The following is a 24645-nucleotide window of genomic DNA, read 5'->3' as shown; positions in this document are numbered from 1 at the left end:
TACGTATTCAAAATAAGCAGAGAAATATGAGTTTTAGAATGCTGAGTTTGGCGATATTTGAGTGCGGTCACACAAATATATTTACTTGTATTTTTTTCTTATTAATAAGAATATTAGTTAAATCATCTGCTTATAAATTAATGAAAATTATCACAAAATTTAATATTTAAATGATTTTCAATGAGTTAAAGGAAATAAAAATTGACTGTTTTTCGTTCGGGATGGAATTAAAGATTTCTTGCCAAATCTGCCTAAACCAATAAATCTTATTTTTGCATACGTATCTATTTCTGTCTGGATTTGAAGTCAGGCAAGTTAGTGAGAGACGCAATCGTTTTAGTTATTGCTTATCGGATGAAGAAGTAGGAGAGCAACATGAATTGCAGCGTGAAAGGGATAGCCATGGCGAGTTTGCTCGCTATCACTCATCAGGCGACAGCCGCAGACGGGTGCGGTGCAGGGGAAGGAAAGGTCAACATATTGTCGAATGACTTTCCCGCACTGCACGCGGTAGCAGCGCAAGCTGAGGGATGCACCACGAACAAGCTGAGCGTGACCAAAAACCAAACCAAAGACCACCGCGATCTACAAAACGCAGCGCTGAAAGCGAACCCCGCTAAGTACTCCACCGCCATTGTATCAACCAGCTCTATTGTGCCCTTACTGAATGAAGGCCTGATCCAGCCTCTCGATGATATGGTCGAAAAATACGGGCAAAGCCTTCAGCCGTCACAGTTGATCAAGATTGATGGAAAAGTGATGGCCGTGGCCTTTATGGCGAATTCGCAGCACCTCTTTTACCGCAAAGATATCCTTGAAAAAGCAGGTGTTGAGCCACCGAAAACCTTTGAGGACATGATTGCTGCAGGCAAGAAAATCCAACAGATGGGACTGATGAAATACCCTGTCGCTCTGAATACCAAAACCGGATGGAATCTCGGTGAAGAGTTTATCAATATCTTTAGTGCCACCGGAGAGAGCTTCTTTAAACCGGGAAGTGCGATTCCGAACCTTAACAATGCCAATGGTGTGAAAACGCTCAATACACTGAAAGCACTGACGGAGCTTTCTAATCCTGACTTTTTAACCTTTGATTCCAACAGCACCCAGGCATTGTGGGAAGACGGCAAAGTCGCGCTGGCACTGTTATGGGGCTCACGTGCGACTGCGATTCTGGATGGTGAAGGCTCCAGTCCAGAGATTGTTGCCAACACAGTACTCACCAATACGCCGGTATTTTCAGGGAGCAGTACACCGGGTGCGACCCTGTGGTGGGACGGATGGACAGTGGCCAGCAACCTTTCCCCGCAAGACGCTGAAGCGACGTTCAAAGTCATGACCCATGCCATTTCGACAGAGATGATGCAGGCTAACCAAGAAAAAGCGGTGTGGCTGATTGAAGGCTATGAGCCGGATCCGTCCGCGATGGGAGTGATTGCAACGGTTCAAGAGCAAGCCAACCCTTACCCAATGCTGCCTTATATGGGTTTGCTGCACTCCGCACTGGGTGCAGAGCTGCCGGATTTTCTTTTGGGTAATGAATCGGCAGAGCAAGCGCTCAAGGACATTGAAGCAGCGTATATGACCTCTGCCCGTGAACAGGGCTTTCTATAAGTACTAAAAATCTTTACTACCCAAGCATCTGTAATAGATAGGCTTCTATCACACCTTAGCCCCGGAGGGATTCGGGGCTTACCTAACGAAAGGTGGAGTTCATGCCACATCGCACATTCTTAAAATTTATGTGGCCATCGTTATTGGTCATGTTTTTGCTCATCGCGCTGCCGATCGTCTCTGTGTTCGTCCAGTCGCTTTATGTTGAGCACGAGCAAATCGTGTTGGAAACGGAAAACTGTGGGCCGTTTGGTTGTAAAACCACTGTCGCTGTCGACCGCGAAGCGACGGATAAGCTTCGTGAAGAAGAGCCGCTTGGTCGCTTTAACGGTACCGATACTTACACTAACCGAAGCCATCTGGCATTTCAGGAATTAGGAGAGGCGTGGGACGCATCATCTTCCTTGGGTGACTTTGTCGATCGCATGATGAACCTGCCTTTCTATAAAGCGCTGGTTTTTACGCTCGCCTATACCTTCATCGTTACGCCACTGGTCATTGTATTGGGGCTGGTGGTGGCGCTTTGCGTCAACGCATTACCCAAGCTGGTGAAAGGGCCCACGATCTTCCTTTCGCTGCTCCCCATGATTGTGACGCCATTGATTGGTTCACTGATTCTGTTCTGGATGATTGACGCCGATGGCGTGATTGGGGCAACGCTACAGATCTGGTTTGATGATGACACGCTTTCGCTGAAGGCCTCGCCAACACTGACTTGGATAACGCTCTTTATCTACGGTATTTGGTCGTCTGTTCCTTTCTCTTTCATCGTGTTTTACGCGGGTCTTCAGACCGTGCCGACCGACACGCTCGAAGCTTCGATGATTGATGGTGCATCGCGTTGGGAGACGATTCGTTTTGTTGTGATCCCGCACATGGCGCCACTGGTGACCTTTGTGGCGTTGATGCAGTTGATGGACAACTTCCGGGTATTCGAACCTATCGTAGGCTTTGCCGCTGAAGCGCATGCGACCTCACTCAGTTGGCTTATCTACAACGACTTGCGTGGCACAGACTCCCAGCTCTTTGGCTCTGCTGCATCCACATCCATGCTCACTATTTTGGGTGTGGCCATTCTACTGATGCCGGTGTTTATCCGAACCTGGCGTGATTTCAACCGTAAGTCAGCCTAGGAGGGCATCATGAAAGAAGTACGTAAGAAGCCTGTCTGGCTAAAAACCGTCTCGATTGCCTTTGTTGTTGTTTGGCTACTCATTGCCGCAGGCCCGTTCCTTTGGACGGCTTGGGGTTCGTTCAAAGTGCAGGCAGATTTCTTCTCCAAATCTGATTGGATGAACGCGATTTACGGTGTAAAGACCTTGCTGGAAACGGGCTCCGAGTTCACGGGGCAAGGTTACTACGGCGCGTGGATTGAGCAGGATTTCTGGCTCGCCGCCATCAATACCTTTGTGGTGGTGTTTTCTGTGGTCATCATTTCACTGACCATTGGCACATTGGGTGGTTACGCGCTGGCTCGCTCCGGTTTTCGTTACTCTTTATGGATTTTGATGATTGCCTTGGTGCTTCGTGCCATGCCACATATCACGCTGGTTTCGGGTTACATGCTGCCCTTTTTCGAGTGGAATTTGTGGGGGCACCTTGGCACCACCATTATTGTGCTGGTGGCTATCAACCAACCCTTTACGTTGTGGATGCTTCATTCCTTCTTCCTCAATATTCCAAAAGACATGGATGAGAGCGCAATGGTGGATGGCTGCACCCGATTCCAAGCCTTCAAGCACGTGATTATCCCGGTGATGTGGCCGGGCGTGATCACCACGGGTTTGTTCAGCTTCCTGCTGGCCTACAACGACTTTGCCGTTACGGGCATGCTACTCAGTCAGGAAAATCAAACCATGGTGCCGAAAATCGCCAGCTTCCTTGGCACCACGCAGGTGGAAGGTAACGTGATGTTTGCGGTTGCTGCGGTGGTATCGGCGATGATCCCACTATTCTTCCTGGTTCTTTTCTTCCAAAAACAAATTGTGTCCGGCCTGACCGCTGGCGCGGTAAAAGGGTAAGTCATGTCGGCAGTGCTACAGCAAGCGAAAGAGAAAGTATGGTCGTTTTATCAAGCCTTGGACGCTGCTAAAGATGACCAGCTGGAAGCAGTTTTCGGCGAGTTTTGCTCGCCAGATTACCGCTTTCGGGGCTGCCATCCCTTTAACGAAATCGACAATGCCGGTGATGTCATCAAGACAGTCTGGCAGCCATTGAAAGCCTCCTTCTGCGCACTTCAGCGTCGTCAGGATATTTTCATGGCAGGTGAAAATAGCCTCGATGAAGATGGCAGCATTTGGGTGGTGTCGATGGGGCACCTGATGGGCTTGTTCGATCAACATTGGCTCGGCATACCCAGAACTGGCCGTATGGCATTTTTACGCTACTGCGAGTTTACTCAGGTGGTAGATGGCAAGATCGCTGAGTCTGCTTTCTTTGCGGATATTCCCGGTGTCATGGTGCAAGCAGGGGTAAATCCTTTCCCACCACAGAGTGGCACGCAGCTTATACAACCCGGCCCGATCACTCATGACGGCATCATGACAACCCTTCAGCCCACGCAAGAAGGGGAAAAAACGCTCAATGTCATCAACGAGATGATTTCCGACTTGGGCAATTGGGACAACAAACTGAGTCTGGAAGAAGAGCTGGCGCTCACCTGGCACGACGACATGATTTGGTGGGGGCCAACGGGTATTGGCGCGAGTTACACCATCGAACGCTATGCCAAACAGCATTCTGGTATTTTCAGAGCCAGCTTCTCCGACCGCATCTTCAACGGTCATGTCTGTAAGTTCGCCGAAGGGCATTTTGGCGGATTCTTCGGATGGCCGAATCTTAGCTTGAAACCCTCTGGTGGCTTTATGGGTATGGCGGCGAGTGACAACTATTACGACATGCGCGTGATTGATATCTACCGCCGCGACGGCGATAAGCTCGCAGAAAACTGGGTGTTTATTGATTTACTGTATTTCTTCCACCAACAAGGCATCGACATTCTGGCGAGAAACCAACAGCTTAATGCTGATAGTCAGAGTGATGTGAGTAATAGGTGTTATTAACTTCTGGTTTATTGGCAATGGTATGTGCGGCTCACGGCCTCTGGAAGAACACAAAGGCCGTTCGGGCGAGTAGGAGAAGTACTGCGTAATCAACAGATATGAGACCATAACGGGTTAGAGTCGGCGATCTAAGATACATGTTTCGTATAAGCTGACTTTTGGAAAAATGGATTGTCATTGTCTGGTGAAGGTTTATGTATCTTCCTAGCTGCGCTCGCCTGTCAATCAGTGACGGGCGTACATCCACTCTGTGCTCATCCGAGCAATTTACTTAATAAGCTAGCGACGGGGTTGTTCAACACCCAAATAAAGTATCGGCTGCGCGATACTTATTATTACTTGTTCTGCCTTTCCTATTACTGCAGGTTGGAAGTTTTAAACCATACCACCTAAAGAGTCATAAATTTCCTTACACCTGAATCGTACTTTTTTCATATTAATCTACGGTTTTTTACAGATACCTAGAGTTTATGGGCTATGTAGACTCTACAGTAGGAAGAATAGATATTTGATGGTATTCACCGTATAGCGACGCTTAATATTTTTGCCTAGGTCTTAATCATCGTTTGACCTTATTACTATTGCGCTTTAGTGCGTTTTAAGAGTTCAAAATTCAGGAAATAACGCAGTGAGCGAAAGCGCATCTAACGCCAAAATCATTGGTTGTTTAAGATGGTCTTGCTTGCTTCGAGGCGTTGAGCAAGCCGATAACTGCCATCAAGCCATTAGTGGAGCGGACAGCGTAGCGTTACCACTATTTCTAGTGGGTTAACACCATGATTGGCAATGTAAAAGATGCTATGTACGGCACCTACCATGCTATCAACCAAAACCAAAAACACCCGCCACGGTATTTGGGTGAGTTCTGTTTTAAGTTCAACCGGCGGTTTTGTCTTAAAAAAACGATCGAACAACTCATTTATTTGAGTATTCAAGCAGCGCCAATGCCAAAACGGTTGCTTAGACTGGCTGAGCATAGGCGGTAAACAGATAGTTTGAAACGTTAAGGAGTAACGGAAATGAGCCAGAAAAGCTATGCGCTGAAGCCGACATTGTCGACTCTACTTCTACTTATTGCGATTTTCATGTTGCAGGGTTGTATGCCAGAAGCAAAGAATGACGAGCATGTAGTGCTAGCAGATAGTAAAAAACTATTCACGCTACATGCTACCGATAAAGACCCAAATCACCAAAATAGCTTAACTTACCGCATTATCCAGTATCCAAAATTTGGTAATGCCACCCTGAATAAGAATAAAGTCACCTATCAACCAGCCAAGGGATTTATTGGTTTAGATTCCATTGAATTTGTTGCATCTGATGGTATAGACACTTCAGCCCCCGCGACAGTCACGCTTAAAGTTGGACCCAGTGAGAAGCATGGCCTTCAAGATTTCGTTGACTATGATTTTCTCGTCGGAGCAGCCTTCAATGATAAATTTGTTGACGATGACAAGTACAAGAACGTTTTTTCAAGAGAATTTAACGTACTTACGCCAGAAAATGCATTCAAACCCACATCTTTGATAAGTTCTGATGGTTCCTATCATTTTGACACTGCAGATAAAATTATGGATTTTGCCTCTTCAAATGGCATAAGTGTGCGTGGGCATACTCTTCTTTGGCACCAAAGTGTTATTAATGGAATCAATGCCAAAACAAAGCCTGAAGAAGTAGAAAGAATTATTGATGAATATATCGAAAAAGTCGTCGGAAGGTATGCTGGTAGAGTTTACGCTTGGGATGTTGCAAATGAAATAACCGGATCGTATCTTGAGCAAAAATTCATACCCGATAGTGTATCCCCTGTTGACTCGAGATTTCGTAACTCTATTTATATGAAAAAACTCGGTAAAAATTATCTTGCCAAAGTGATTAATAAGGTAAAAGAAGTTGACCCATCCACAAAAGTTTTTATTAACGATTACCTGGTGGCAGACCTTGGAGAGAAGTCCAATAATCTATTCAGTATTATCAAAGAGTTGATCGATGATGGCGTTCCTATCGACGGAGTAGGTTTTCAGATGCATGCATTCATGCAAAACCCCAAATGGGATGACATGATAAAAAACATGAAAAGATATGATGAGTTGGGTATTGAAGTATCAATTACTGAGCTGGACATTTCTTCTATAGACCCGCAAGACTACGCCAAGTTAATCCCATATGGCACCACAGCGGTGACTGATATTATTCAAGGAAAATTCAATATTGGGTGGGATTTTCCGAGCATCTTTGGTGTATTAAGGCCATCTGACGAACAGAAAAGATTATATTTCGAATGGCCTCGCGTATGTTATGTATCACCAAATTGCAATTCAGTCACAGTTTGGGGTGTCGAAGACAGTAACTCCTGGTTGTGGGATTTCACAAAACCACTGTTGTTTACACCAAGCTACGATAGAAAACACGTCTACTATGAATTTGGTAGGGCGGTGTCCACGGAATAATCCTAAAGCGATGGGGCAGAGCTAACAGCGATGCCCCACACTTCTAACTGGTTGCCAACCACACAAGCAATTATTAAATAAGCAAAATCAATGAAAGTTCTGCTAGTTTTGGTTACGGTAGGAATCATGGTCACCCGCTAGGCTAGCCTCCAAACAGATCTGTACGAGCGCTACTAACGCACACGGCTCCTACCTCAGGTCCAACGTCAAATCACTGCTCTGGATAAGGGTGTGGAAATCGGGACATATATGGTCGCTCCCCTGAACAGCGCAAAGTCGTTGCGGTAGAGCGGTAGCGTAATAAGTGGATATTGGACAGTTTCGAGTTAGGTGTTGATTTGTTTAGGCGCAGCCCACTTTGGATAAGTTGAGGTTGGGCCTGTAATCACTCTGGTTCGCGGGGAAAAGTGATTTAACACTATGGGTATAATGCGTAGTGGGGCTGCTGATATTGGTTAGAATCTAGCTCGCTTATGCCCCATTTTGCGTCAGCGGAAGCACATCCCATTGATCTAAATTAAAAAGTTTTCGATAGGTTTTCTAATGTAAAACGGAAAGGATGTGAAGTGTGCCATATTGTCGGATTTCATCATCCTCGATTTTGTTTAACTGCATGATATTATGATGAAAATATGCAGTCAGATCGAACTTTAGCACTCATGAGATGCTTGGAAAACTCCAAAATGGGTGTTTAAATGACCAAGTTTGGAATCTGCCAAGTCAAGTAGGGGTTTTAATTGACAAGTCAAGAAGAAAAAAGAATTAGAGATGAAATTAAATCTTGCTTGGAGAGTAATAATATTTCTTCACTTAAAGACTTTATCGAAGCTGAGTTAGATGGGCTAATTGATGACATATATGGGAAAGATGAAACCGTTGACACTCAGTTTTCATCCGATTACTTGACTCAGATTGATCATGTCTTACGTAATGGCCCCCCATTTTCAGAAGAAGAAATGGAAGAAATAGTAGATATAATTATTCCAATAATTGTAACGCATGATTTGAAAGGTAGGTAGCGGTTTCCATTTAAGTTCAAGTTACACAACAAAGGCTTGAATGGAATAAAAACACTGGGTTACTTTTGGTTACTTCAAATATTGGTGATTAATAAGGAATTCTTGGCCATATGAATCAATCAGATGAAATTTCAAAAAAGTTATTAGAATGGCTTGGTTATGAGGTTTCTATTATTCCAACCTCTGACCATGAAGAAAAAAAGGAAGCAGACTTTCTTATCAGTTATGGCAATGAAACCGCAATCGTTGAAGCTAAAATGAAGAAGGACTCAGAAGAAATAGCTAAAGAAAAAGAAGAAAAACTCAATGCAGGTGATGTCGCAGTTGTCGAAGGAAAACTTGGTCGAAATGAAACAATTTCTGGCATAATAAAGGAGGCTAAAAAGCAATTACGTTCCTCCTCAGATAAGGAACATGATTTCAAAATAATTAGTTTTATCGCAACTGGATCCAATACATTAACAAAATCAGATCAGTTCAAAGACACAATCTATGGGAGTACTTTGATAGTAGATTCTAATGGCAACTCAAAAGTATGCTATTTCTATAGAAATGCTGATTTCTTTAGACATAAAATTATTGATGCAGCGATTATAGGATATGAACAATCTGGAGTAATCACAGTATACTTGGCTTTGAATCCATATAGTGAGAACTATAAACTTATAAAAAAAAGTAATTTCATCAAACCTTTTCGAGGGGAAGTTATAGACCCTATAGAACAAGAAAAAAATGGAGTGGCATATATTCCTGATTCTGATATAGATCGTAAGTTAACGCCATTATCAAAACTTTCCCCATTATATAATCCGATTATACATCACCTTAAGGAAAAGTACGGTCTTGGTTTTATCATTCCAGTGGACTTCAACTCACCAGAATTATCAATTCGAACCATATGTGACGAAGAGGAGTAAGCCTAACACATATGAGCCCTTCCCCGGTCAATAGGCAATTGTATTCTATTGGCTGCGTTAGCAGCCAATGCTCTCGAACAACAAAGCCATCTACTTCGATTTCCCCAAACTAAAGTTATCCGAAGTGAGAGGATTAGAAATCTGACTCTAACTGATTCCTGTCCCTTAGCTAGCCAATATCCTACAAACCTGCGATCTGCTATAGCCGGTCGCTTCTGCAATTTCTCTCAGGCTTAGGCCTTTCTCTCTGTAGTATTTCACTTTCTGGTGCCGTTCTGTGTCGGCTCGTTTGCCTTTGTACTTGCCATTGGCTTTGGCGGCTTCTATGCCCTGGCGCTGGCGTTCTCTTCGGGTTTCGTAGTCCTTTCTGGCCATGGCGGCCATCAGCTCAATTAGCATGTTGTTGATGGCATCGAGCACGGCCTTGATGATGGGGTCGTTGTGGGTGAGGGCGTTGTTGTCGAGTGCTTGCCAGCTGGTTGGAACGTCCATGCTGACAATGCGTATGCCTTTTTCCTCAATCATGCGCTTAAGCTTTTTCCAGTCATGATCGTTAAGGCGGGTGAGTCGGTCGATTTGTTCAACAAGCAGAATGTCGTTTGCCTGGGTGTCGGTGAGTAGACGGTTTAGCTCTGGTCGATCGAGTTGAGTACCGCTGATGTTTTCGGTGTAGTAACTGGCAATGCGTTGGCCATGCTCTTGGGTGAACTGATTGAGGGCGGCTTTTGCCCGTTCGGCATTTTGTTCATCGGTCGAGGCGCGAAGGTAAGCGCGAATAAACATGATTTATCTCCCTGAAGTTGGTCAACGTCGCATTTAGGTGGTCGCAATAAGGAGTGTCGCATTTAAGTGGTCACATTGCCAGTTTTTGTATCAGGGTAGGGTGGTCGCGTTGGGGTATACCTTAATGAATTATCTGTTTTTGGGGCTGTCTTCCCAATTTCCTCGTTGCTCTCGGCAGTTTTGTCCAGCACAGTGCTATCGAAGAATTCTTGGGGGCGGAGAAACGAATATATACATTCCATGATATCCCGTCTTAAATTTCGTCATACAGCTAGTGACTAACCAAGTACAGCAGTAAAAAGGCCTTTTAAATGACAGTAGAAAACAACTCACCTAGCCAAGTTACAGACAAAGACATAGAAAGGCTCAACGAATTACTAAAAAACATCGATTCAGATATTGCTCTGTCAATGGCATATGTTCGCCGCGCACACCAGGTATCTTTTGTGGAGCTAAAGAGAAAATTCACAGGTGTAAACGTAGAAACACTGCAGAAGTACATGCAACCTAGCTATCAAGGACACCGGCCATTACATGTTGTTGCGGCGTTCTCTTGGATGATGATGGTACCAATGACGGCCTTTTACTATGGCTTGTCGCTTCGCGAGTATTACCGAGGGATGGAAGATTCATCTGTAGAGGCACTGGTAAGAATAGGTAAGTTACCACTATCACAGTTCAATTCCGTTATAGATATAATTACCAACCTATATAACGACAGGGAAAGAGCTGATTTTCTAGCGTTTCGGACAGAGTTGGAAGGTCACAGTGATTATGTCGGCCTGGATTATGACTCACTGTTACCGCCACCAGAATTAGATCTTGAGGCTTTTGGTGAAGACTATTACCGCAGTTTGGCAATAAACTTAAAGCGGTTTAGATACGCCTACAACGTACCTCTAGAAACTATGTCAAAGGTTCTTGGTTTATCCGATTACCAATATCAGGTTCTTGAAAACGAAAATAAGCCGGTTGCATTCTCAGTTGCCGTTGGGTTTCGGGGCAAGCTGGGCTTCAAGTTGAATTCTCACGCCGGCTTCACTTCTGAAATGACTAAATTTCCTCAGTTTCATCACTTAAGGACTGCTCAACATGTCAGAGACTCCCTGATTGTAGAGGCTCTTCGGCATCTGGATCATGAGCAAAAGGAAAGCATCTCGCAAATCCTTAATTCACTCTCCCGCCTTTACATTTAGGACTGTGATATCAATCAGTTGATAGAAAATGGCCAACGTAAAATACGCAAGAAATTGCGTTGACCATCCCCATTCATTTCTTAATAATTAATTGGTCAGGCCATGTAGTGTTTTCTCTACATGAACAGCCGTGGAAGCCATAAGAATCAATGCATTAGCTACCCTTTCAGGGTGTTGTAAATGAGCTAGGTGGTCTGAATTTTTGATGACAATAAAGTGGCTGTTTGGGAGTTGATCTGAAAACTCTTTTGCAATTTTTGTGGTCACATAGGGGTCATGTTCGGCAGCACAAATAACAGCAGGAACCGTTATCTGGCTAATGTTGCTTGGCTTATGTACAAGTAGCCTTACTGAATTATCAAAGAACATATTTATCCTGGAATCATCAAGGTTAGATATATTTTTTAGCATTGCTTTCTTGATAACTGCAGAGCGCGGAATTCCTTCAACGTCTGCCGTCAGCGAATCAACAAAGGTCGCTGCGAATTCACGCTTACTGAGTGTTGACGCAGCAATCATTTTCTTAGTTGCAGCGATACCAGACTCAGGAATACCTGGTACACCGCCACAGATACTGAGACTTTGAACCCCTTTCCATACACCACAAATTTCAGCCGCGATTGCTGTCGCGTAAGAGAAACCAATTAGGTGGGCGGCCCCAATGTTCATGTATTTCAGAAAATCTAGCAGCATGTCACTTTGTTCAGAGATAGAAACTTGTGCTCCGAGAGGTTCTGCATAACCCGTACCTGGAATTTCTAGCGTGATACACGTCAGTGTTTTCGAGAAGTGGTCAGAGTACATTTTGACGCTTTCAATATCTTGAAGGGCGCCTAACAAGAAGACTGCGACTTGATCTGTCGTGTGGTTCTCGTTGATGGAATAGCGATAGAGCTTGTTGTTAAGTACTACGTGTTTCATTTTTACTACCTCATGATAAATGAGGTAGCAATATATATGCATACAAGCTAGTGATTCATCATTACAAACAGATGAAATAACTAGAAAAAGTGTTAACCAAAATTATCGATAATTTGCCAGGTGGTAGTATGAGCAAACCAACTACAAGAAAAACAATAGCTAACAAGGTAAGGATTGCCAGGATTGACTCCGGCAAGACTCAAGTACAGATGGCTAAGCATCTCAACGTGGCAAGGCAAACTTATCTAGACATGGAATCTGGGAAGACAGAGCCTCGGGTTACAGCATTGCAAAGAATCGCCACCTATACAGACTTTCCGCTAGTGTGGTTCTTTGAAGAAACCGAAGACAACATGAATTACTATCAAGCGATAGAAAGTCAGGACTTACTAGATTTTATGAAAGAGGTAGCGAAGCTCCCGGCCACAACAAGGAAAGAGTTTCTGCAATCAAGTAAAAGACTGGCCACTAGCATTATTAGCATCACACAGCCAGCATCCCAAGAGACATTCAATAGGTAAAGGGCTGGAAGCTAGTTGCAGTCGTGCAATTCTAGCAATTGAATATCGTTATAGATCTCCGGCGGTCCTTCCTCCCTTGTCTCGCCATTTCAACCAAGCCTAACTGCGCTTCGCAACGTCTTGGCCCATTCGGGTCACGATAAGGGCTAGTCAAAGCAGAGCAAGATCAAAAGCTTTCACCATCTTCACAAACCATTATGGGCGGATAGTCAGCATGTTCGGCAGGTAGTGTGGACGCTGAATGGGGCGGAAACCGTTTTATCGCTACGATGGGGGTGGCAGCATGTCACGCTCAGATTCTCTGAGCCTCCATGATTCTTCAGAACATTTTTATGTTGAAAATGGGCCAGTGTCTAAGAGTCTCAAGAATTGAGGTATGGTTTTTTATACGTCAATAAGAAAAGCGCTGCGTTGCGCAGCGCTTTAGTATCTACAAAGAACCAAATGGATTGGGTCCTTCGAACGGGACGATACCAAAATAGCGTGCCCCCAAGCGTGTCATTGTAAATGAGTCATTCGGCGACCATGTCTTACCCCATGCCCAGTTGGTATCACTGGTACTCAACGTGACGGCAAACTCTTGTGACTTCAGCGATTCCTCAAGCTCTTCGAGATTGTGCAATAGGCCTTCGTTTGTTGAGAGATTGTACACCACTGAGGGACCTTCCCATGTTTTTAGCCCTTTTGCTGAGTCAAGCGGGATATTAACTAACGTCATGGTGACTTGATTATCGCCCTCACCAGATGTCGCCTGCAAGCCTTAGATTTCCTCTCCCGTCTTTGATAAAGACTCTTTCAGTTCTTGAAGTTTGCAGGCTTACGAGACCCATTGTGAGTATGTGCCTACCATTGGAATATCTGGAAAAGCTAGATCTTGCTCCATGTATATCTCCTCAGATGTTGTTGATCGAATAATGAGTCTAGGAATGAAGAGAGGATGCTTGCTTTGACTATTTCTCGGGAGTGATTGAGAAAATTTCAAAAGCAATACTTTGAAAATATGCTAGGACCCTAAAAGGAAATTTTCGGGAATATTGATGATGGATGGGGTCATTTTTTTCAGAAAAGGTATTTTGGGGCTGCGGTTGCTCTGAGTCGATAAGCGTTTAGGCATGTCTTCAGTGGGACAAAATTGGTGTTACTGAATCAAAAAGCCACCCTGCTGGGTGGCATTTCTATTTTCCGCTAGCGCAAAGAGAGCAACGCCTTCCTCATAATGTCTATCGCTTCTTCGACGATATGGTTTTCGACAGTGAGTGGCGGCAGCAATCGGATTGCGTTGCCGAACTGACCACAAGGCAGCAAGATAAGCCTCTTGCTGCGGCAGGCTTTGATAAAAGGCTGCACATGGCGGGGTTCCGGTTGTCCATCACAGACAAAATCAAACGCAATCATGGCACCTTTGTGGCGGATATGATCAATAGGCAGCTCAGGGTTCAGTTCTTTTATCTCGGAGAAAGCCTGATGCAGGCGGCTTCCCACCGCCTCGGCACGGTCATTAAGGCATTTGGATTCCAATTCATCCAGCACAGCTAAAGCGGCGGCGCATCCCACTGGGCTACCACCATAGGTACCACCAAGGCCGCCCGGCGTTGGGCTGTCCATGATGTCGCGTTTGCCGATAATGCCAGAAAGTGGGTAGCCACCTGCCAGCGCTTTTGCCACTGTAATCAAATCGGGCTGCACTTCAAAATGCTCGCTCGCGAGGGTTTTCCCTGTGCGGCCAAAGCCTGTTTGCACTTCGTCGAAAATCAGCACAATGCCGTGTTCATCGCAAAGGGCGCGAAGGTGTTCCATCAGCGCATTTGGCGCGGCATAAAACCCGCCTTCCCCTTGAACAGGTTCCAGCACAATGGCGGCAACGGAAGAGGGAGCAATGTCCGTCTTGAACAGTTTCTCCAGTTGTTGCAGCGAATAGGCGGTATCAATGCCCTGATAAGGAACCGGGAAGGGAATGTGGTAAATGTCGTTCGGGAACGGACCGAAGCCTTCTTTGTAAGGGGCAATTTTTCCGGTCATGCCCATGGTTAAAAGCGTGCGGCCATGAAACCCACCATGAAAGGCGATAACACCGCTTCGTTTGGTGTAATGACGGGCGATTTTTACCGCATTTTCCAATGCCTCAGCACCTGTGGTCATCAGGATGGTTTTGGCATCATCAATCGGGGCGATGGCATTTAAACGTTCGGCTAACTCAATGTAATTCTCGTAGCCTGCGACCTGAAAAGCCGTGTGGCTGAATTTCTCGATTTGCTCAGTGACTGCCTGCGTGACAGCGCGGTTATTATGACCGGTATTAACGACTGCAATTCCCGCAGCGAAGTCGATATAACGGTTGTCTTCCACATCCCAAAATTCTGCATTTTTGGCACGTTTTACAAACAGAGGGGTAGCCGAAGCCACGCCTCTGGGAACCGCCGCATTGCGGCGATCCATCAGTGACTGGTTGTTCATTGTTGGTTCCTGATACTGGTGAGTTACAAGAGTCCGCCAAAGCAGACGTATTTGGTTTCGAGGTACTCTTCGATGCCTTGTCGCGATCCTTCCCGGCCTAAACCGGAGGCTTTCACACCGCCAAAGGGGGCGACTTCATTGGAAATCACGCCTTCGTTCACGCCGACCATGCCGTATTCCAACGCTTCGCTGACACGCAGACAGCGCTGGATATCCCGCGAATAGAAATAGGCAGCGAGGCCATATTCCGTGTCGTTGGCCATCGCAACGGCTTGCGCTTCATCTTCAAAGCGGAAAAGGGGAGCGACGGGGCCAAAGGTCTCTTCAGAAGCAATCCGCATGGCAGGGGTAACATCGGCCAATACGGTAGGTTGATAGAAGAGGCCACCCAGCGAATGGCTGGCTCCGCCGGTTAGCCGCCGTGCTCCCAAAACCAGTGCATCGCGTATGTGTGATTCGACTTTATCGAGTGCAGAGCGGTTGATGAGTGGGCCAATCTGGTTTCTGGGCTCTAGCCCTGCGCCGACTTTGAGGTTGCTGACGGCATTGGCAAACTTTTCTGCAAAGGCGTCATAGATGCCGGACTGCACCAAGATGCGGTTTGCGCACACGCAGGTTTGCCCCGCATTTCGAAACTTGGAGGCCAGAGCCCCTTCGACGGCAGCATCGATATCTGCATCATCAAAGACGATAAAGGGTGCGTTGCCGCCGAGCTCCATCGACACCCGTTTAACGGTATCGGCACATTGCTTGATCAGCGTTTTGCCAACCGCCGTTGAGCCTGTGAAGGAAAGCTTGCGAACATCCGCGCTGTTGCAGAGCACCTTACCCACCTCGGCGCCGTGGGAAGCAGTCACCACATTAATGACACCATCCGGTATACCGGCTTCCTGCGCCAATGACGCCAGCGCCAGCGCGGAAAGGGGTGTCGCTTCTGCCGGTTTGACGACGATGGTGCATCCTGCTGCAAGGGCGGGGGCGACTTTGCGGGTGATCATCGCGATGGGGAAATTCCATGGCGTGATAGCCGCGCAGACACCGACAGGTTGTTTGATGGTTTGCAATCGCCTGTCGATCGCGGTTGTCGGAATAACATCACCATAAGTGCGTTTCCCCTCTTCCGCGAACCATTGGATGAATGAAGCGCCGTAGCCAACTTCACCGATGGACTCAGCCAAAGGCTTGCCCGATTCCTGTGTAATGAGCGCTGCCAAATCCGATTGGTTTTCCATAATGAGGTTAAACCAATTCATCAGCTTTTCTGACCGCTGCTTAGCCGTGGTTGTTCGCCAGCTGCCGAATGCCTTTTGGGCTGCATCAATCGCGGCTTGGGTGTCGCTTTCACCCATCTCAGGAACATGGGCGATGATGTTGGTGTAGGCCGGGTCGAAAACGGGGTAGGTTTTCCCGCTTTCACTGTCGACCCAATCGCCACCAATGAATGCCTTATCTCGAATCAACGTCATCGTGCGGCCCCGCTCTTCTCGATATGCTGTTTGGCATATTTCAACAGCGCGTCATATTCCTTACGGGCTTTCAGCGCATCTTCCAGCGAGATTTGCACAAACTGGGTCTGTGAATTGGGCTGCATCTGTCCGATAAGATCCATGTCCACCGACACCACGGTACCAATCATGAAGTAGCCTCCGCCTGAAACGGCGTCTCGGTGCAACACAATGGGTTCTTTCCCTGCTGGCACCTGAATTGAGCCATAGGGATAACAGCCGTCGACAATATTGGAAGGGTCGGATCCGGCGCCAAACGGCTGCTCGCGCTCGACAAACTCTAATGGCGTGCCGTTTTTGAACCGGTAGCCAATGCGGTCTGCTTCTGGCGCTACCTGCCAGATATCGTTGAAAAACTGCTCGCCAGCCGCTTTGGTGATCCGGTGCCAGTAAAGGCCGGGAACCACCCGCAACTGATTCAACCTTGGTCTGCGTAGAAAGTCGGGTAAATAGCGTTCTTCAAACGGCGCTTCATCGCTGCCGACAGGCAGTTCGTCCCCGGCTTGTAGCAATCTGCCTTCAAATCCGCCCAGCGCCCCGAGCGTATAGGTCGAACGGCTTCCCAGCACCTCAGGCACATCAATGCCTCCAGCAATGGCGATATAAATTCGCGCGCCGCCTGTCAGATGTGAGAAGGAAAGGGTCTGACCGGCTTTCACCGCAAAGCTTGCCCAATTGACCTGCTCTTCCCCATCAAGGATGGGGGTCATATCTGCTCCTGTAACGGCCACGGTGGCGTCCTGATTGAACGTCAGTTTGGGCCCCATAAACACCGCTTCCAACACTGCCGCGTTTTCGTCGTTACCAACCAGCCAGTTGGCGCAACGACAGGCGAATCTGTCCATCGCACCTGAGACCGGAATGCCAAGATGAAAATACCCTTTGCGGCCCAAATCCTGCACAGAGGTGGCGAGCCCGGGGTGGATAACATTAATGCTCATACAGCGCCTCCTGCATTGCTGCGTTATAGCCCGCCATGTCTTTTTCAAACTCAGACAGTGAGAACCGAACCGATTTTGTGCGAGGTTGGTAGGTACCGTCTTCGACCTGTTTGACGATCTCGTGATACTCATTTTCTGAGATAGGTTTGAACTTCACGATGTCGCCCGGTTGGAAGAACACCAGAAAATCCTTCAGGTGTGCCGCGTTTTGCGCCGGGTCGTAAATAGGGACAGGGGTGACACCGAACATCTGGTAGCCACCGGCGCCCCGCACGGAGTAAATACAGGAGAAACAGCCACCATAGCCCACCGTCAGCTTGGGGGTGTCGGTTCTGGGTCTGACGTATTTCGGTACCTGTATTTGCTTCTCGCGTTCAACCATTTGGAACATGAACGGCAGGCCGGAAACGAACCCCACCATGGTGACAAACCAGGGGGAACCGGAATGCGCTTCAATAAAGGCTTCAATGGAGTCATAGCCGTTGATTCTGGCGGCGTAAGAGAGATCGGTGCCTTCCGGATCCTGATGGCGATCGCGAAACCGCATCAGGGTTTCATGGGTCCAGGGGTCTTGGTAGAAAACCGGCACCTCAACGATGCGGGTATCGATTTCTGCTTTTCCTGCCGCTTGCGCTTTTTCGATGTCCTGAATCGCGGCGAGCATAGTTTCAGGCGCGCAAACGTCTGGATTGTACTTCACCTGAAATGAGGCGTTTGCCGGGCAGATTTCCTCAACACCGGGCAGGTTCGCTTCACGGATGGCCTGGGTGATCGACAAGCTTTTGAAAAAGGCAGCGAGCGACATTTCTTCGCTGACTTCGACGAAAATATGCTCGTCGCCGCCGTATGAGTAGCGTGTTTTCATTGTCCTTCCTTAGCTTGCTTGTGGCAGCGAGCAATCCTTTTTGTTGTCAGACTGACCTTGTTCAGGCTTTGGGGCGTCGAGTGTCTCCAGCCATTGTTCAAGCCACGCTGTGTGGAAATTGCCGTTAATCACATCAGGCGCCTCACACAGCTTTTGAAACAGCGGTTGTGTGGTTTTCACACCTTCAATCGACAGTTCGTCCAGTGCCCTTGCCATGCGGTGAATCGCGCTTTCCCTGTCCTCATCCCAGACAATCAGCTTGCCGAGTAATGAGTCGTAATAAGGGGGAATGGCGAAGCCGGAGTAGATGAGCCCGTCAAAACGCACACCGCTGCCCATTGGTGGGGTGAAAGATTTGATGACGCCGGGGAAAGGGAGAAAGCCGTTGAAGGGATCTTCCGCATTCAGGCGAATTTCAATGGCATGGCCGCGACGCTGAATGTCCTCTTGTTTGAGAGAAAGGTGCTGACCTGACGCGATCTGAATCATTTCCCGAATCAGGTCAACCCCTGTGATGGCTTCGGTGATTGGGTGCTCGACCTGAATGCGGGTATTCATCTCGATGAAATAGAATGACTCAGATTCATCATCGTAGAGAAACTCAATGGTGCCCGCGCCTTTGTAGTTGACGCTTTTTGCCAGAGAGACCGCAGACTGGCACATGGCTTCACGCACCAAATCTGGCAAGACGGCGCAGGGCGCTTCTTCCCAGACTTTCTGACGGCGTCGTTGCAGCGAGCACTCTCGCTCGAACAGGTGGACCGCATTCAGGCCATCCGCAAGAATTTGTACTTCCACATGGCGGGATTGGCGAATGAATTTTTCGAGATAAAGCGTGCCGTCACCAAACGCCGACTGTGCTTCAGCAGATGCCTGATGGTACTGGGTCAGGAACTCGCTTTCGTCTTCAATCACACGAATGCCGCGCCCACCACCGCCCGCTGACGCTTTGATCATCACTGGAAAACCGATGAGTTTGGCCTGCTCCAGTGCCGCTTCCGGGTTATCAGAGGGTGCACTTCCGGGTACTACAGGTACACCGGCTGCCATCGCGGTTTCACGGGCGCGGGCTTTATCAGCCATCTTTGTCATGGTTTGGCCGGACGGGCCGACAAAGATGATGCCCGCCTTACGCACGTCATCTGAGAAGCTGGCATTTTCAGAGAGAAAGCCATAACCGGGATGGATAGCATCCGCGCCAGACTGCTCTGCTGCCTGAATGACTTTGTCACCGCAAAGGTAAGATTGGTTAGCCATCGGGGCACCGATACAAATGGCTTCATCAGCCAGTTTTACCGCAAGGGACTCTTTGTCCGCCTCGCTGTATACCTGCACTGTATGGATCCCCATTTCCTTGGCCGCGCGGATAATGCGCACGGCTATCTCACCGCGATTGGCGATGAGCAATTTTTCGATTGTCATACTGACTCCTTGTGTGCATTCAGAGCGCTTACTTCAGGCGGACAATAGGTTGTCCTGCGTTGACCGGGCTTTCGTTCTCAATCAAAAAGTCGTCAATCACACCGGAAGTTTCCGCTTTAATTTCATGGAAGGATTTCATCACTTCCACCAGTCCAATCACGTCACCCGGTTCGATAGCGTCTCCCGGATCTTTGTATCGGGGCTGATCGGGAGAAGCCGAGCGGTAAAAAATGCCAGGTAACGGGCAGATAATTTCTTTGTCAGACATGTATCACTCCTTCGAACGTCTATTCTTTTTCGGCGGTGCAGACATCGCTTTGGCGGGAAAGGTGAGGCTGTAACAACTCATTGACCGCTTTGGCGATATCCACCGCATTCGGGGTATCTGAATGCACACAGATGGTTTGGGCGACAACCGGGATCTCTTGACCGTTGTTGGCCGTGACCTTGCCATGTTCCACCGCCTTCAGAACGCGTTTGGCGGCATAGACAGGATCAGTGGCGTCGTGGGTTTGGGTGATCACCAGATGCCCATCTTGATCGTAGTCGAGGTCGGTAAAAAACTCGGGGATGAAGCCTGCACCGTGTGCGCTGTAAATGGTTTCATGGTAGGTGCCTGACAGCCCAAACACTGGCACCTGGTAGTGGTGTGCGATCCGGGCAATCGTTTCAGCGATGTCCGGATCCGACGCTGCCATGCCGTAGAGCGCGCCATGCGGTTTGAGATGGTTCAGCGGCATATCGAGCATATCGAGGAAGCCTTTCAGCGCGCCGATCTGGTACACAATCATATTGTGCAGCTCGCCTTGGCTGAGATGCATTTTACGGCGTCCAAACCCCTGCAAATCAGGTAGCGAGAAATGCGCCCCGACTTTTACGCCATATTGCTTGGCAAGCTCTACGGTACGTTTCATGTGGTTGGGGTCTGAGGCGTGAAACCCGCAGGCGACATTGGCTTCAGTGATGTAAGGCATCAGCGCTTCATCGTCACTGAGTTTGTAGATGCCAAAGCCTTCACCCATGTCGCTGTTGATGTTGATCATAGTGAGACCTTCCTTTTGAAATGTGTTGGTAAGGCGCATATCAGTGGGCTCCCAGCTTGGCGCGCAATCGAATACGAATTTGGTCGACGATGACGGCAAAAATCAGCAGCGCACCGATCACCACGGTTTGCAGGTAAGATTCCACGCGGGTCAGGTTCATGCCGTTTTGCACCAGACTGATAAACACCGCGCCCAAGACGACATGTTCCACTCGCCCGATCCCTCCGCGAAGACTGACACCGGCGATGACGCAGGCTGCAATGGACTCGAGGGGCATGGCTGCGCCTATGTTGGCCTCGCCGGTGTCAAGACGGGCGGTGATCAACATCCCTGCCATGGCTGCGAAGGACGCGCAGAGCAGGTACGCCAGAATCAGCGTTTTGTGGGTGTTGATCCCTGAGAGACGGGCGGCATTGATGTTTCCACCAACTGCATAGAAATAGCGGCCCAGACGGGTACGGTTGACGATGACCATGGCAAAAATCGTCATCAGCAAGGCAACCAGAATCGGTGTGGGCAAGCCAAAAATGTTGCCAAAGCCAAAGGTGTTGCCGAACTCCATCGGCATGCCATACACCGGCGATCCGCCTGTCATATAAAGGGCGATACCAAAACCGATGGAGGAGATGCCCAGCGTCATCACAAAGGGTGAAACCTGAAAATGCGCGACGCCGATGCCATTGATAAATCCGACGACCAAGCCAACGGCTACACCGGCAGCAATCCCCACAAAAATGGCGAGATACACAGATTCCGGGAAAGCCGCATAGGTTGCTGCCATGGTGGTGGCCCCGACCACGGATGAGAGGGCGATAATGGTGCCGACGGAAAGATCAAACCCTGCGGTTAACAGCACAAACATCTGTCCGATGGAGACCATCACCAGATACGAAGACTGGCGAAGCAGGTTCAGCAGGTTGCGCGCAGTCAGGAAGTTTTCTGATGCCGATGCAAAGATAGCAACGGCGACCACCACCAGGATAGGCAGGACACCCACCTTCACAAATAACCGTGTCACCCGGTTGGCAAATTGCCCTTTGGAAGCGCCCAGATCGGCGTCTTGGGAACTGGCCTTCACTGGCTCACTGTTCATTTTCATACTCCATTGATTCAAAAAAGTGGCTGAGCGCCTTGGTTTCTGTTATCTCTGCTCCCTGAAGGTGAGCGGCGATTTGTCCTTCACGCATCACGTAGAGACGGTGGGAGAGGTGTACGACCTCGGGCAGATCGGAAGAAATGATGACGACCGCTGCCCCTTGCTCGCACAAACCGGCAATAAAGCGATAGATTTCTGCGCGTGTCCCGACATCCACCCCCACGGTGGGTTCGTCGAACACATACAGCGAGACATCGCGGGTCAGGCATTTTGCCAATAGCACTTTCTGTTGGTTACCACCGCTGAACTGGCCGACATCGCGCTCGGTTTGCATCGGGTAGAGCTTGAGCCTTGTTGCAAGGCTTTGGGTTTGCTTGCGTTCGTGGGCGAGATTCAGTGCGCCATGGCGATGGGAAAGGGGATGAGAACCCAGAGAAGGCAAACTGATGTTTTCCCGGCAACTGCGGTTGAGCACCAAACCTTCGTCTTTGCGGTCACGGGAGTTATAGAAAAAGCCGCGGTCCAGCATCTCGCGGATGCTAAGCCCTGTGACATTTTCACCGTTAAACACCACGCAACCGGCAGTGACCTTCTCTGCACCAAAACAGGCTCTGAGCGCTTCGGATTTGCCGCAGCCAACCAACCCGGCAAAGCCGACAATCTCCCCGGCTCTGACGTGGAAAGAAAGGTCTTCGACGAGTCGGTTGTCGGTGGTTAGGGATTGCACGTCCAACACGGTTTCAGTGGGTAAAAAGGGCACGTGCGGATAGACGTTGTCGATTTCCCTACCCGTCATCATAGTGATGAGGTCTTGCTCTTCGACAGTATCAACCTCGCGGGTGCCGATGTATTTTCCATCCCGCAGTACGGTAATCCGGTCTGCAATCTGGCGGATCTCGCCCATACGGTGAGAGATATAGATAATGCCGACGTCTTGTGCTTTTAGCTGATCAATCAGTGAAAATAACTGCTCGGTTTCCTGATGCGTCAGGGACGCTGTCGGCTCATCAAGGATCAGTACTGACAATTCGCCACGGAGCGCTTTAGCAATTTCCACCATTTGCTTTTCAGCACGGGAAAGCTCGCTGACGGGCAGGTGTGCATCAAGGTCAAACCCCATTTTTTCGAGCAGTGCCTGTGCTTCGGTGTGCAAGGTGGCGTTATCCAGAAAGTGTCCGGTCAATGGCTCTTCGCCCAGAAACAGGTTTTGGGCAATGGAGAGGGTGTCGACCAGAGAAAACTCCTGGAACACCGCACTGATGCCTTTTTGCCTCGCGTCGTAAACGCTTTTGAAGCGCACGGTGTCTTCGAAAAAACGCATCTCTCCTGCCGTAGGCTGGTTGGCGCCGGAGATAATGGAAATCAGCGTTGATTTCCCAGCGCCATTCTCGCCAAACAACACGTGAACTTCGCCGGGCTCAAGCGTGAAGTCCACCCCGTCGAGCGCTTTTACACCGGGATACTGTTTGTGTATCCCGTGTAGGCTGAGAATCGGTGCGTCCATCACTGCGGCTTCACTGTAAACGTCGGTTTAAAGTTCGCTGGTGCGAGGGAGCTGTTACGATCAAAGCTGTTGATGTTGGCGTCATCGATGACATAAAGCTGCGGTCCCACATGTTTGGTGTAGGGTTTGCCTTCGAGGATACGGATAGCTTGATCAATCGCGACACGACCTTGGATAACCGCCGAGTCTGTGGGCGCAGCAACGATAAGGTTACGTTTGATCCCCTGATAAACGCCGGGGGTGAAGTAGTAGGAAAGGACGCCGATTTGGTCAGTGAGACCTCGGGCGCGGAGCAGGCTGGTGGCCGCTTCTGCTGTCACTGCCGTACCGACAATGTAATCCAGGTCCGGATGTGCTTCGAGGGTGTCTTCCACCAGTTTGAGCTGCACTTCCTTACCGGTATCGCCGTATTTGGTTTCTACTACGTCAATGTTTGAGCCTTCTACGGCAGATTGAAAACCCTTGTTTCCGGCTTCAACCCAACCTGCGCCAGGAGGTCCCGGAAACCAGCCAACTTTCACTTTCTCTTTATCGTTCTGGTGGCGCTCCGCCAGATACTGGCCAATCTTTGCGCCCATCTCGCCAAATGAGACCAGAGACTTCGCTGAGATATCTGGCGATGACATGCCGTTGACGATGTCGATAACCGGCACACCGGATTGGGCGATATTCTTCACCAGATTATTGAGACCATCGTAAGAAATGGCGCCCACTATCACGGCGTCTGCACCGGAAGCCACACAGTCTTCAATCTGTGAAAGCTGAGTATTGAGGTTGGTGTAACCGCCTGCCTCCACCAACTGCATTTCGACACCGGCGCGTTTTGCTTCATCCACAACGCCGTAGTTCACTGCGGTCCAATAAGCATCTTTGAGGTGCGGGAAGGAGACGCAGATGTCCCACGCCTTGCTGGCCTTTTCAACGGGCTGATATTGCATCACGTCGCGGGCACTGCTCATGTCGAATGGTGTAGTCCAGACATCAACCGTATACGGGTACCAGTTTTCGCTGTTTGCAGTGCTGCTTTGAGTCAGCGCCATTGCACCGACCAAGGTTAACCATGGGACAGCAGAAGGTTTGCCGTTCATGTTTCTTCTCCCTGTTACTTCAACCAATGTTTGCAATGGTCATGGCGAGAAACGCCGGATTTGACTATTGCTCGATGTGTTAATAACAGGTTAAATTTGCATCACTGGTATGTAAATTACAGAGTTTTGTCTAGTGTTATTAGAAAAACAGATAACAAAAAGTGCTTTGATATCACCTAATAAAACTGAGTTATTTTGTTGATATTTAATGATTAAATTGTTTTTTGGTGTCATTTTTCAGACC

The 24645-nt window shown here is 48.4% G+C and carries 22 protein-coding genes and 1 pseudogene; 10 read left to right on the top strand and 13 right to left on the bottom strand.

What is annotated here, in order from left to right; genetic code table 11:
* Positions 1 to 375: 375 nt before the first annotated feature.
* The 8 genes and pseudogenes from K6Q96_RS24485 (at position 376) to K6Q96_RS24450 (ending at position 9062) form a co-directional block, all read left to right on the top strand.
* The gene (locus tag K6Q96_RS24485; RefSeq protein ID WP_251881061.1) at positions 376 to 1614 is read left to right on the top strand and encodes an ABC transporter substrate-binding protein; all 1239 of its coding nucleotides are present in this window, start codon (positions 376 to 378) and stop codon (positions 1612 to 1614) included.
* A gap of 101 nt (positions 1615 to 1715) precedes the next feature.
* Positions 1716 to 2747 carry a carbohydrate ABC transporter permease gene (locus K6Q96_RS24480; RefSeq protein WP_251881059.1) on the top strand — a complete coding sequence of 344 codons (1032 nt, stop codon included), beginning with the start codon at positions 1716 to 1718 and terminating at the stop codon, positions 2745 to 2747.
* Between the two features lie 9 nt (positions 2748 to 2756).
* Complete coding sequence (locus tag K6Q96_RS24475; RefSeq protein WP_251881057.1) at positions 2757 to 3635, top strand: carbohydrate ABC transporter permease; 879 nt, start codon at positions 2757 to 2759, stop codon at positions 3633 to 3635.
* 3 nt (positions 3636 to 3638) lie between these two features.
* A complete protein-coding gene (locus tag K6Q96_RS24470; RefSeq protein ID WP_251881055.1) occupies positions 3639 to 4676 on the top strand; it encodes an ester cyclase in 1038 nt (345 codons plus the stop codon).
* A 605-nt stretch (positions 4677 to 5281) separates the two neighbouring features.
* Positions 5282 to 5662 (top strand): annotated as a pseudogene (locus K6Q96_RS24465) (transposase); the annotation flags it as partial.
* A gap of 33 nt (positions 5663 to 5695) precedes the next feature.
* Positions 5696 to 7126: an endo-1,4-beta-xylanase gene (locus tag K6Q96_RS24460; RefSeq protein WP_251881053.1), complete on the top strand. Its 1431-nt coding sequence runs from the start codon at positions 5696 to 5698 to the stop codon at positions 7124 to 7126.
* A gap of 737 nt (positions 7127 to 7863) precedes the next feature.
* Positions 7864 to 8145, top strand: a complete 282-nt coding sequence (locus K6Q96_RS24455) for a hypothetical protein (protein WP_251881051.1) — start codon at positions 7864 to 7866, stop codon at positions 8143 to 8145.
* Positions 8146 to 8255: 110 nt separating this feature from the next.
* A complete protein-coding gene (locus tag K6Q96_RS24450; protein WP_251881049.1) occupies positions 8256 to 9062 on the top strand; it encodes a hypothetical protein in 807 nt (268 codons plus the stop codon).
* 165 nt (positions 9063 to 9227) lie between these two features.
* On the opposite strand, the gene K6Q96_RS24445 is transcribed toward K6Q96_RS24450, so the two are convergent.
* Positions 9228 to 9845: a recombinase family protein gene (locus tag K6Q96_RS24445; protein WP_251881047.1), complete on the bottom strand. Its 618-nt coding sequence runs from the start codon at positions 9843 to 9845 to the stop codon at positions 9228 to 9230.
* A gap of 311 nt (positions 9846 to 10156) precedes the next feature.
* Between K6Q96_RS24445 and K6Q96_RS24440 the strand changes: the two genes are divergently transcribed.
* Complete coding sequence (locus K6Q96_RS24440) at positions 10157 to 11041, top strand: hypothetical protein (RefSeq protein WP_251881045.1); 885 nt, start codon at positions 10157 to 10159, stop codon at positions 11039 to 11041.
* Between the two features lie 87 nt (positions 11042 to 11128).
* Here K6Q96_RS24440 and K6Q96_RS24435 read toward each other — a convergent pair whose 3' ends face one another.
* Positions 11129 to 11962 carry an alpha/beta fold hydrolase gene (locus tag K6Q96_RS24435; protein WP_251881043.1) on the bottom strand — a complete coding sequence of 278 codons (834 nt, stop codon included), beginning with the start codon at positions 11960 to 11962 and terminating at the stop codon, positions 11129 to 11131.
* Positions 11963 to 12090: 128 nt separating this feature from the next.
* Between K6Q96_RS24435 and K6Q96_RS24430 the strand changes: the two genes are divergently transcribed.
* Positions 12091 to 12483: a helix-turn-helix transcriptional regulator gene (locus K6Q96_RS24430; protein ID WP_251881041.1), complete on the top strand. Its 393-nt coding sequence runs from the start codon at positions 12091 to 12093 to the stop codon at positions 12481 to 12483.
* 430 nt (positions 12484 to 12913) lie between these two features.
* On the opposite strand, the gene K6Q96_RS24425 is transcribed toward K6Q96_RS24430, so the two are convergent.
* The 11 genes from K6Q96_RS24425 to torT form a co-directional block, all read right to left on the bottom strand.
* Positions 12914 to 13240 carry a hypothetical protein gene (locus tag K6Q96_RS24425; RefSeq protein ID WP_251881039.1) on the bottom strand — a complete coding sequence of 109 codons (327 nt, stop codon included), beginning with the start codon at positions 13238 to 13240 and terminating at the stop codon, positions 12914 to 12916.
* 428 nt (positions 13241 to 13668) lie between these two features.
* Positions 13669 to 14937, bottom strand: coding sequence for a 4-aminobutyrate--2-oxoglutarate transaminase (gene gabT, locus K6Q96_RS24420; RefSeq protein WP_251881037.1), 1269 nt, complete (start codon positions 14935 to 14937; stop codon positions 13669 to 13671).
* Positions 14938 to 14960: 23 nt separating this feature from the next.
* Complete coding sequence (locus K6Q96_RS24415; RefSeq protein ID WP_251881035.1) at positions 14961 to 16403, bottom strand: NAD-dependent succinate-semialdehyde dehydrogenase; 1443 nt, start codon at positions 16401 to 16403, stop codon at positions 14961 to 14963.
* Positions 16400 to 17383 (bottom strand): 5-oxoprolinase subunit C family protein, encoded by a 984-nt coding sequence (locus tag K6Q96_RS24410; protein ID WP_251881033.1) that lies wholly within the window; start codon positions 17381 to 17383, stop codon positions 16400 to 16402. Before K6Q96_RS24410 ends, K6Q96_RS24415 begins: the two co-directional genes overlap by 4 nt.
* Complete coding sequence (locus K6Q96_RS24405) at positions 17373 to 18248, bottom strand: 5-oxoprolinase subunit B family protein (protein WP_251881031.1); 876 nt, start codon at positions 18246 to 18248, stop codon at positions 17373 to 17375. Before K6Q96_RS24405 ends, K6Q96_RS24410 begins: the two co-directional genes overlap by 11 nt.
* Before the next feature lie 9 nt (positions 18249 to 18257).
* Complete coding sequence (locus tag K6Q96_RS24400; RefSeq protein ID WP_002540641.1) at positions 18258 to 19670, bottom strand: acetyl-CoA carboxylase biotin carboxylase subunit; 1413 nt, start codon at positions 19668 to 19670, stop codon at positions 18258 to 18260.
* Between the two features lie 28 nt (positions 19671 to 19698).
* Positions 19699 to 19938 carry an acetyl-CoA carboxylase gene (locus K6Q96_RS24395; protein WP_046303945.1) on the bottom strand — a complete coding sequence of 80 codons (240 nt, stop codon included), beginning with the start codon at positions 19936 to 19938 and terminating at the stop codon, positions 19699 to 19701.
* Between the two features lie 19 nt (positions 19939 to 19957).
* A complete protein-coding gene (gene pxpA, locus K6Q96_RS24390) occupies positions 19958 to 20713 on the bottom strand; it encodes a 5-oxoprolinase subunit PxpA (RefSeq protein ID WP_251881028.1) in 756 nt (251 codons plus the stop codon).
* A gap of 40 nt (positions 20714 to 20753) precedes the next feature.
* Positions 20754 to 21806: an ABC transporter permease gene (locus tag K6Q96_RS24385; protein WP_251881026.1), complete on the bottom strand. Its 1053-nt coding sequence runs from the start codon at positions 21804 to 21806 to the stop codon at positions 20754 to 20756.
* The gene (locus tag K6Q96_RS24380; RefSeq protein WP_251881023.1) at positions 21796 to 23313 is read right to left on the bottom strand and encodes a sugar ABC transporter ATP-binding protein; all 1518 of its coding nucleotides are present in this window, start codon (positions 23311 to 23313) and stop codon (positions 21796 to 21798) included. Before K6Q96_RS24380 ends, K6Q96_RS24385 begins: the two co-directional genes overlap by 11 nt.
* Positions 23313 to 24401: a TMAO reductase system periplasmic protein TorT gene (gene torT, locus K6Q96_RS24375; protein WP_251881021.1), complete on the bottom strand. Its 1089-nt coding sequence runs from the start codon at positions 24399 to 24401 to the stop codon at positions 23313 to 23315. The genes K6Q96_RS24380 and torT overlap by 1 nt, the downstream gene beginning before the upstream one ends.
* Between the last annotated feature and the right edge of the window lie 244 nt (positions 24402 to 24645).

Source organism: Grimontia kaedaensis (assembly GCF_023746615.1).
Lineage (GTDB): Bacteria > Pseudomonadota > Gammaproteobacteria > Enterobacterales > Vibrionaceae > Enterovibrio > Enterovibrio kaedaensis.
This window is presented reverse-complemented; position numbering and strand designations above follow the sequence as displayed.

Coding starts and splice junctions, on each gene's coding strand:
- K6Q96_RS24485 (WP_251881061.1), top strand. CDS start 376: ATGAATTGCAGCGTGAAAGGGATAGCCATGGCGAGTTTGCTCGCTATC.
- K6Q96_RS24480 (WP_251881059.1), top strand. CDS start 1,716: ATGCCACATCGCACATTCTTAAAATTTATGTGGCCATCGTTATTGGTC.
- K6Q96_RS24475 (WP_251881057.1), top strand. CDS start 2,757: ATGAAAGAAGTACGTAAGAAGCCTGTCTGGCTAAAAACCGTCTCGATT.
- K6Q96_RS24470 (WP_251881055.1), top strand. CDS start 3,639: ATGTCGGCAGTGCTACAGCAAGCGAAAGAGAAAGTATGGTCGTTTTAT.
- K6Q96_RS24460 (WP_251881053.1), top strand. CDS start 5,696: ATGAGCCAGAAAAGCTATGCGCTGAAGCCGACATTGTCGACTCTACTT.
- K6Q96_RS24450 (WP_251881049.1), top strand. CDS start 8,256: ATGAATCAATCAGATGAAATTTCAAAAAAGTTATTAGAATGGCTTGGT.
- K6Q96_RS24445 (WP_251881047.1), bottom strand. CDS start 9,845: ATGTTTATTCGCGCTTACCTTCGCGCCTCGACCGATGAACAAAATGCC.
- K6Q96_RS24440 (WP_251881045.1), top strand. CDS start 10,157: ATGACAGTAGAAAACAACTCACCTAGCCAAGTTACAGACAAAGACATA.
- K6Q96_RS24435 (WP_251881043.1), bottom strand. CDS start 11,962: ATGAAACACGTAGTACTTAACAACAAGCTCTATCGCTATTCCATCAAC.
- K6Q96_RS24430 (WP_251881041.1), top strand. CDS start 12,091: ATGAGCAAACCAACTACAAGAAAAACAATAGCTAACAAGGTAAGGATT.
- gabT (WP_251881037.1), bottom strand. CDS start 14,937: ATGAACAACCAGTCACTGATGGATCGCCGCAATGCGGCGGTTCCCAGA.
- K6Q96_RS24415 (WP_251881035.1), bottom strand. CDS start 16,403: ATGACGTTGATTCGAGATAAGGCATTCATTGGTGGCGATTGGGTCGAC.
- K6Q96_RS24410 (WP_251881033.1), bottom strand. CDS start 17,383: ATGAGCATTAATGTTATCCACCCCGGGCTCGCCACCTCTGTGCAGGAT.
- K6Q96_RS24405 (WP_251881031.1), bottom strand. CDS start 18,248: ATGAAAACACGCTACTCATACGGCGGCGACGAGCATATTTTCGTCGAA.
- K6Q96_RS24400 (WP_002540641.1), bottom strand. CDS start 19,670: ATGACAATCGAAAAATTGCTCATCGCCAATCGCGGTGAGATAGCCGTG.
- K6Q96_RS24395 (WP_046303945.1), bottom strand. CDS start 19,938: ATGTCTGACAAAGAAATTATCTGCCCGTTACCTGGCATTTTTTACCGC.
- pxpA (WP_251881028.1), bottom strand. CDS start 20,713: ATGATCAACATCAACAGCGACATGGGTGAAGGCTTTGGCATCTACAAA.
- K6Q96_RS24385 (WP_251881026.1), bottom strand. CDS start 21,806: ATGAACAGTGAGCCAGTGAAGGCCAGTTCCCAAGACGCCGATCTGGGC.
- K6Q96_RS24380 (WP_251881023.1), bottom strand. CDS start 23,313: ATGGACGCACCGATTCTCAGCCTACACGGGATACACAAACAGTATCCC.
- torT (WP_251881021.1), bottom strand. CDS start 24,401: ATGAACGGCAAACCTTCTGCTGTCCCATGGTTAACCTTGGTCGGTGCA.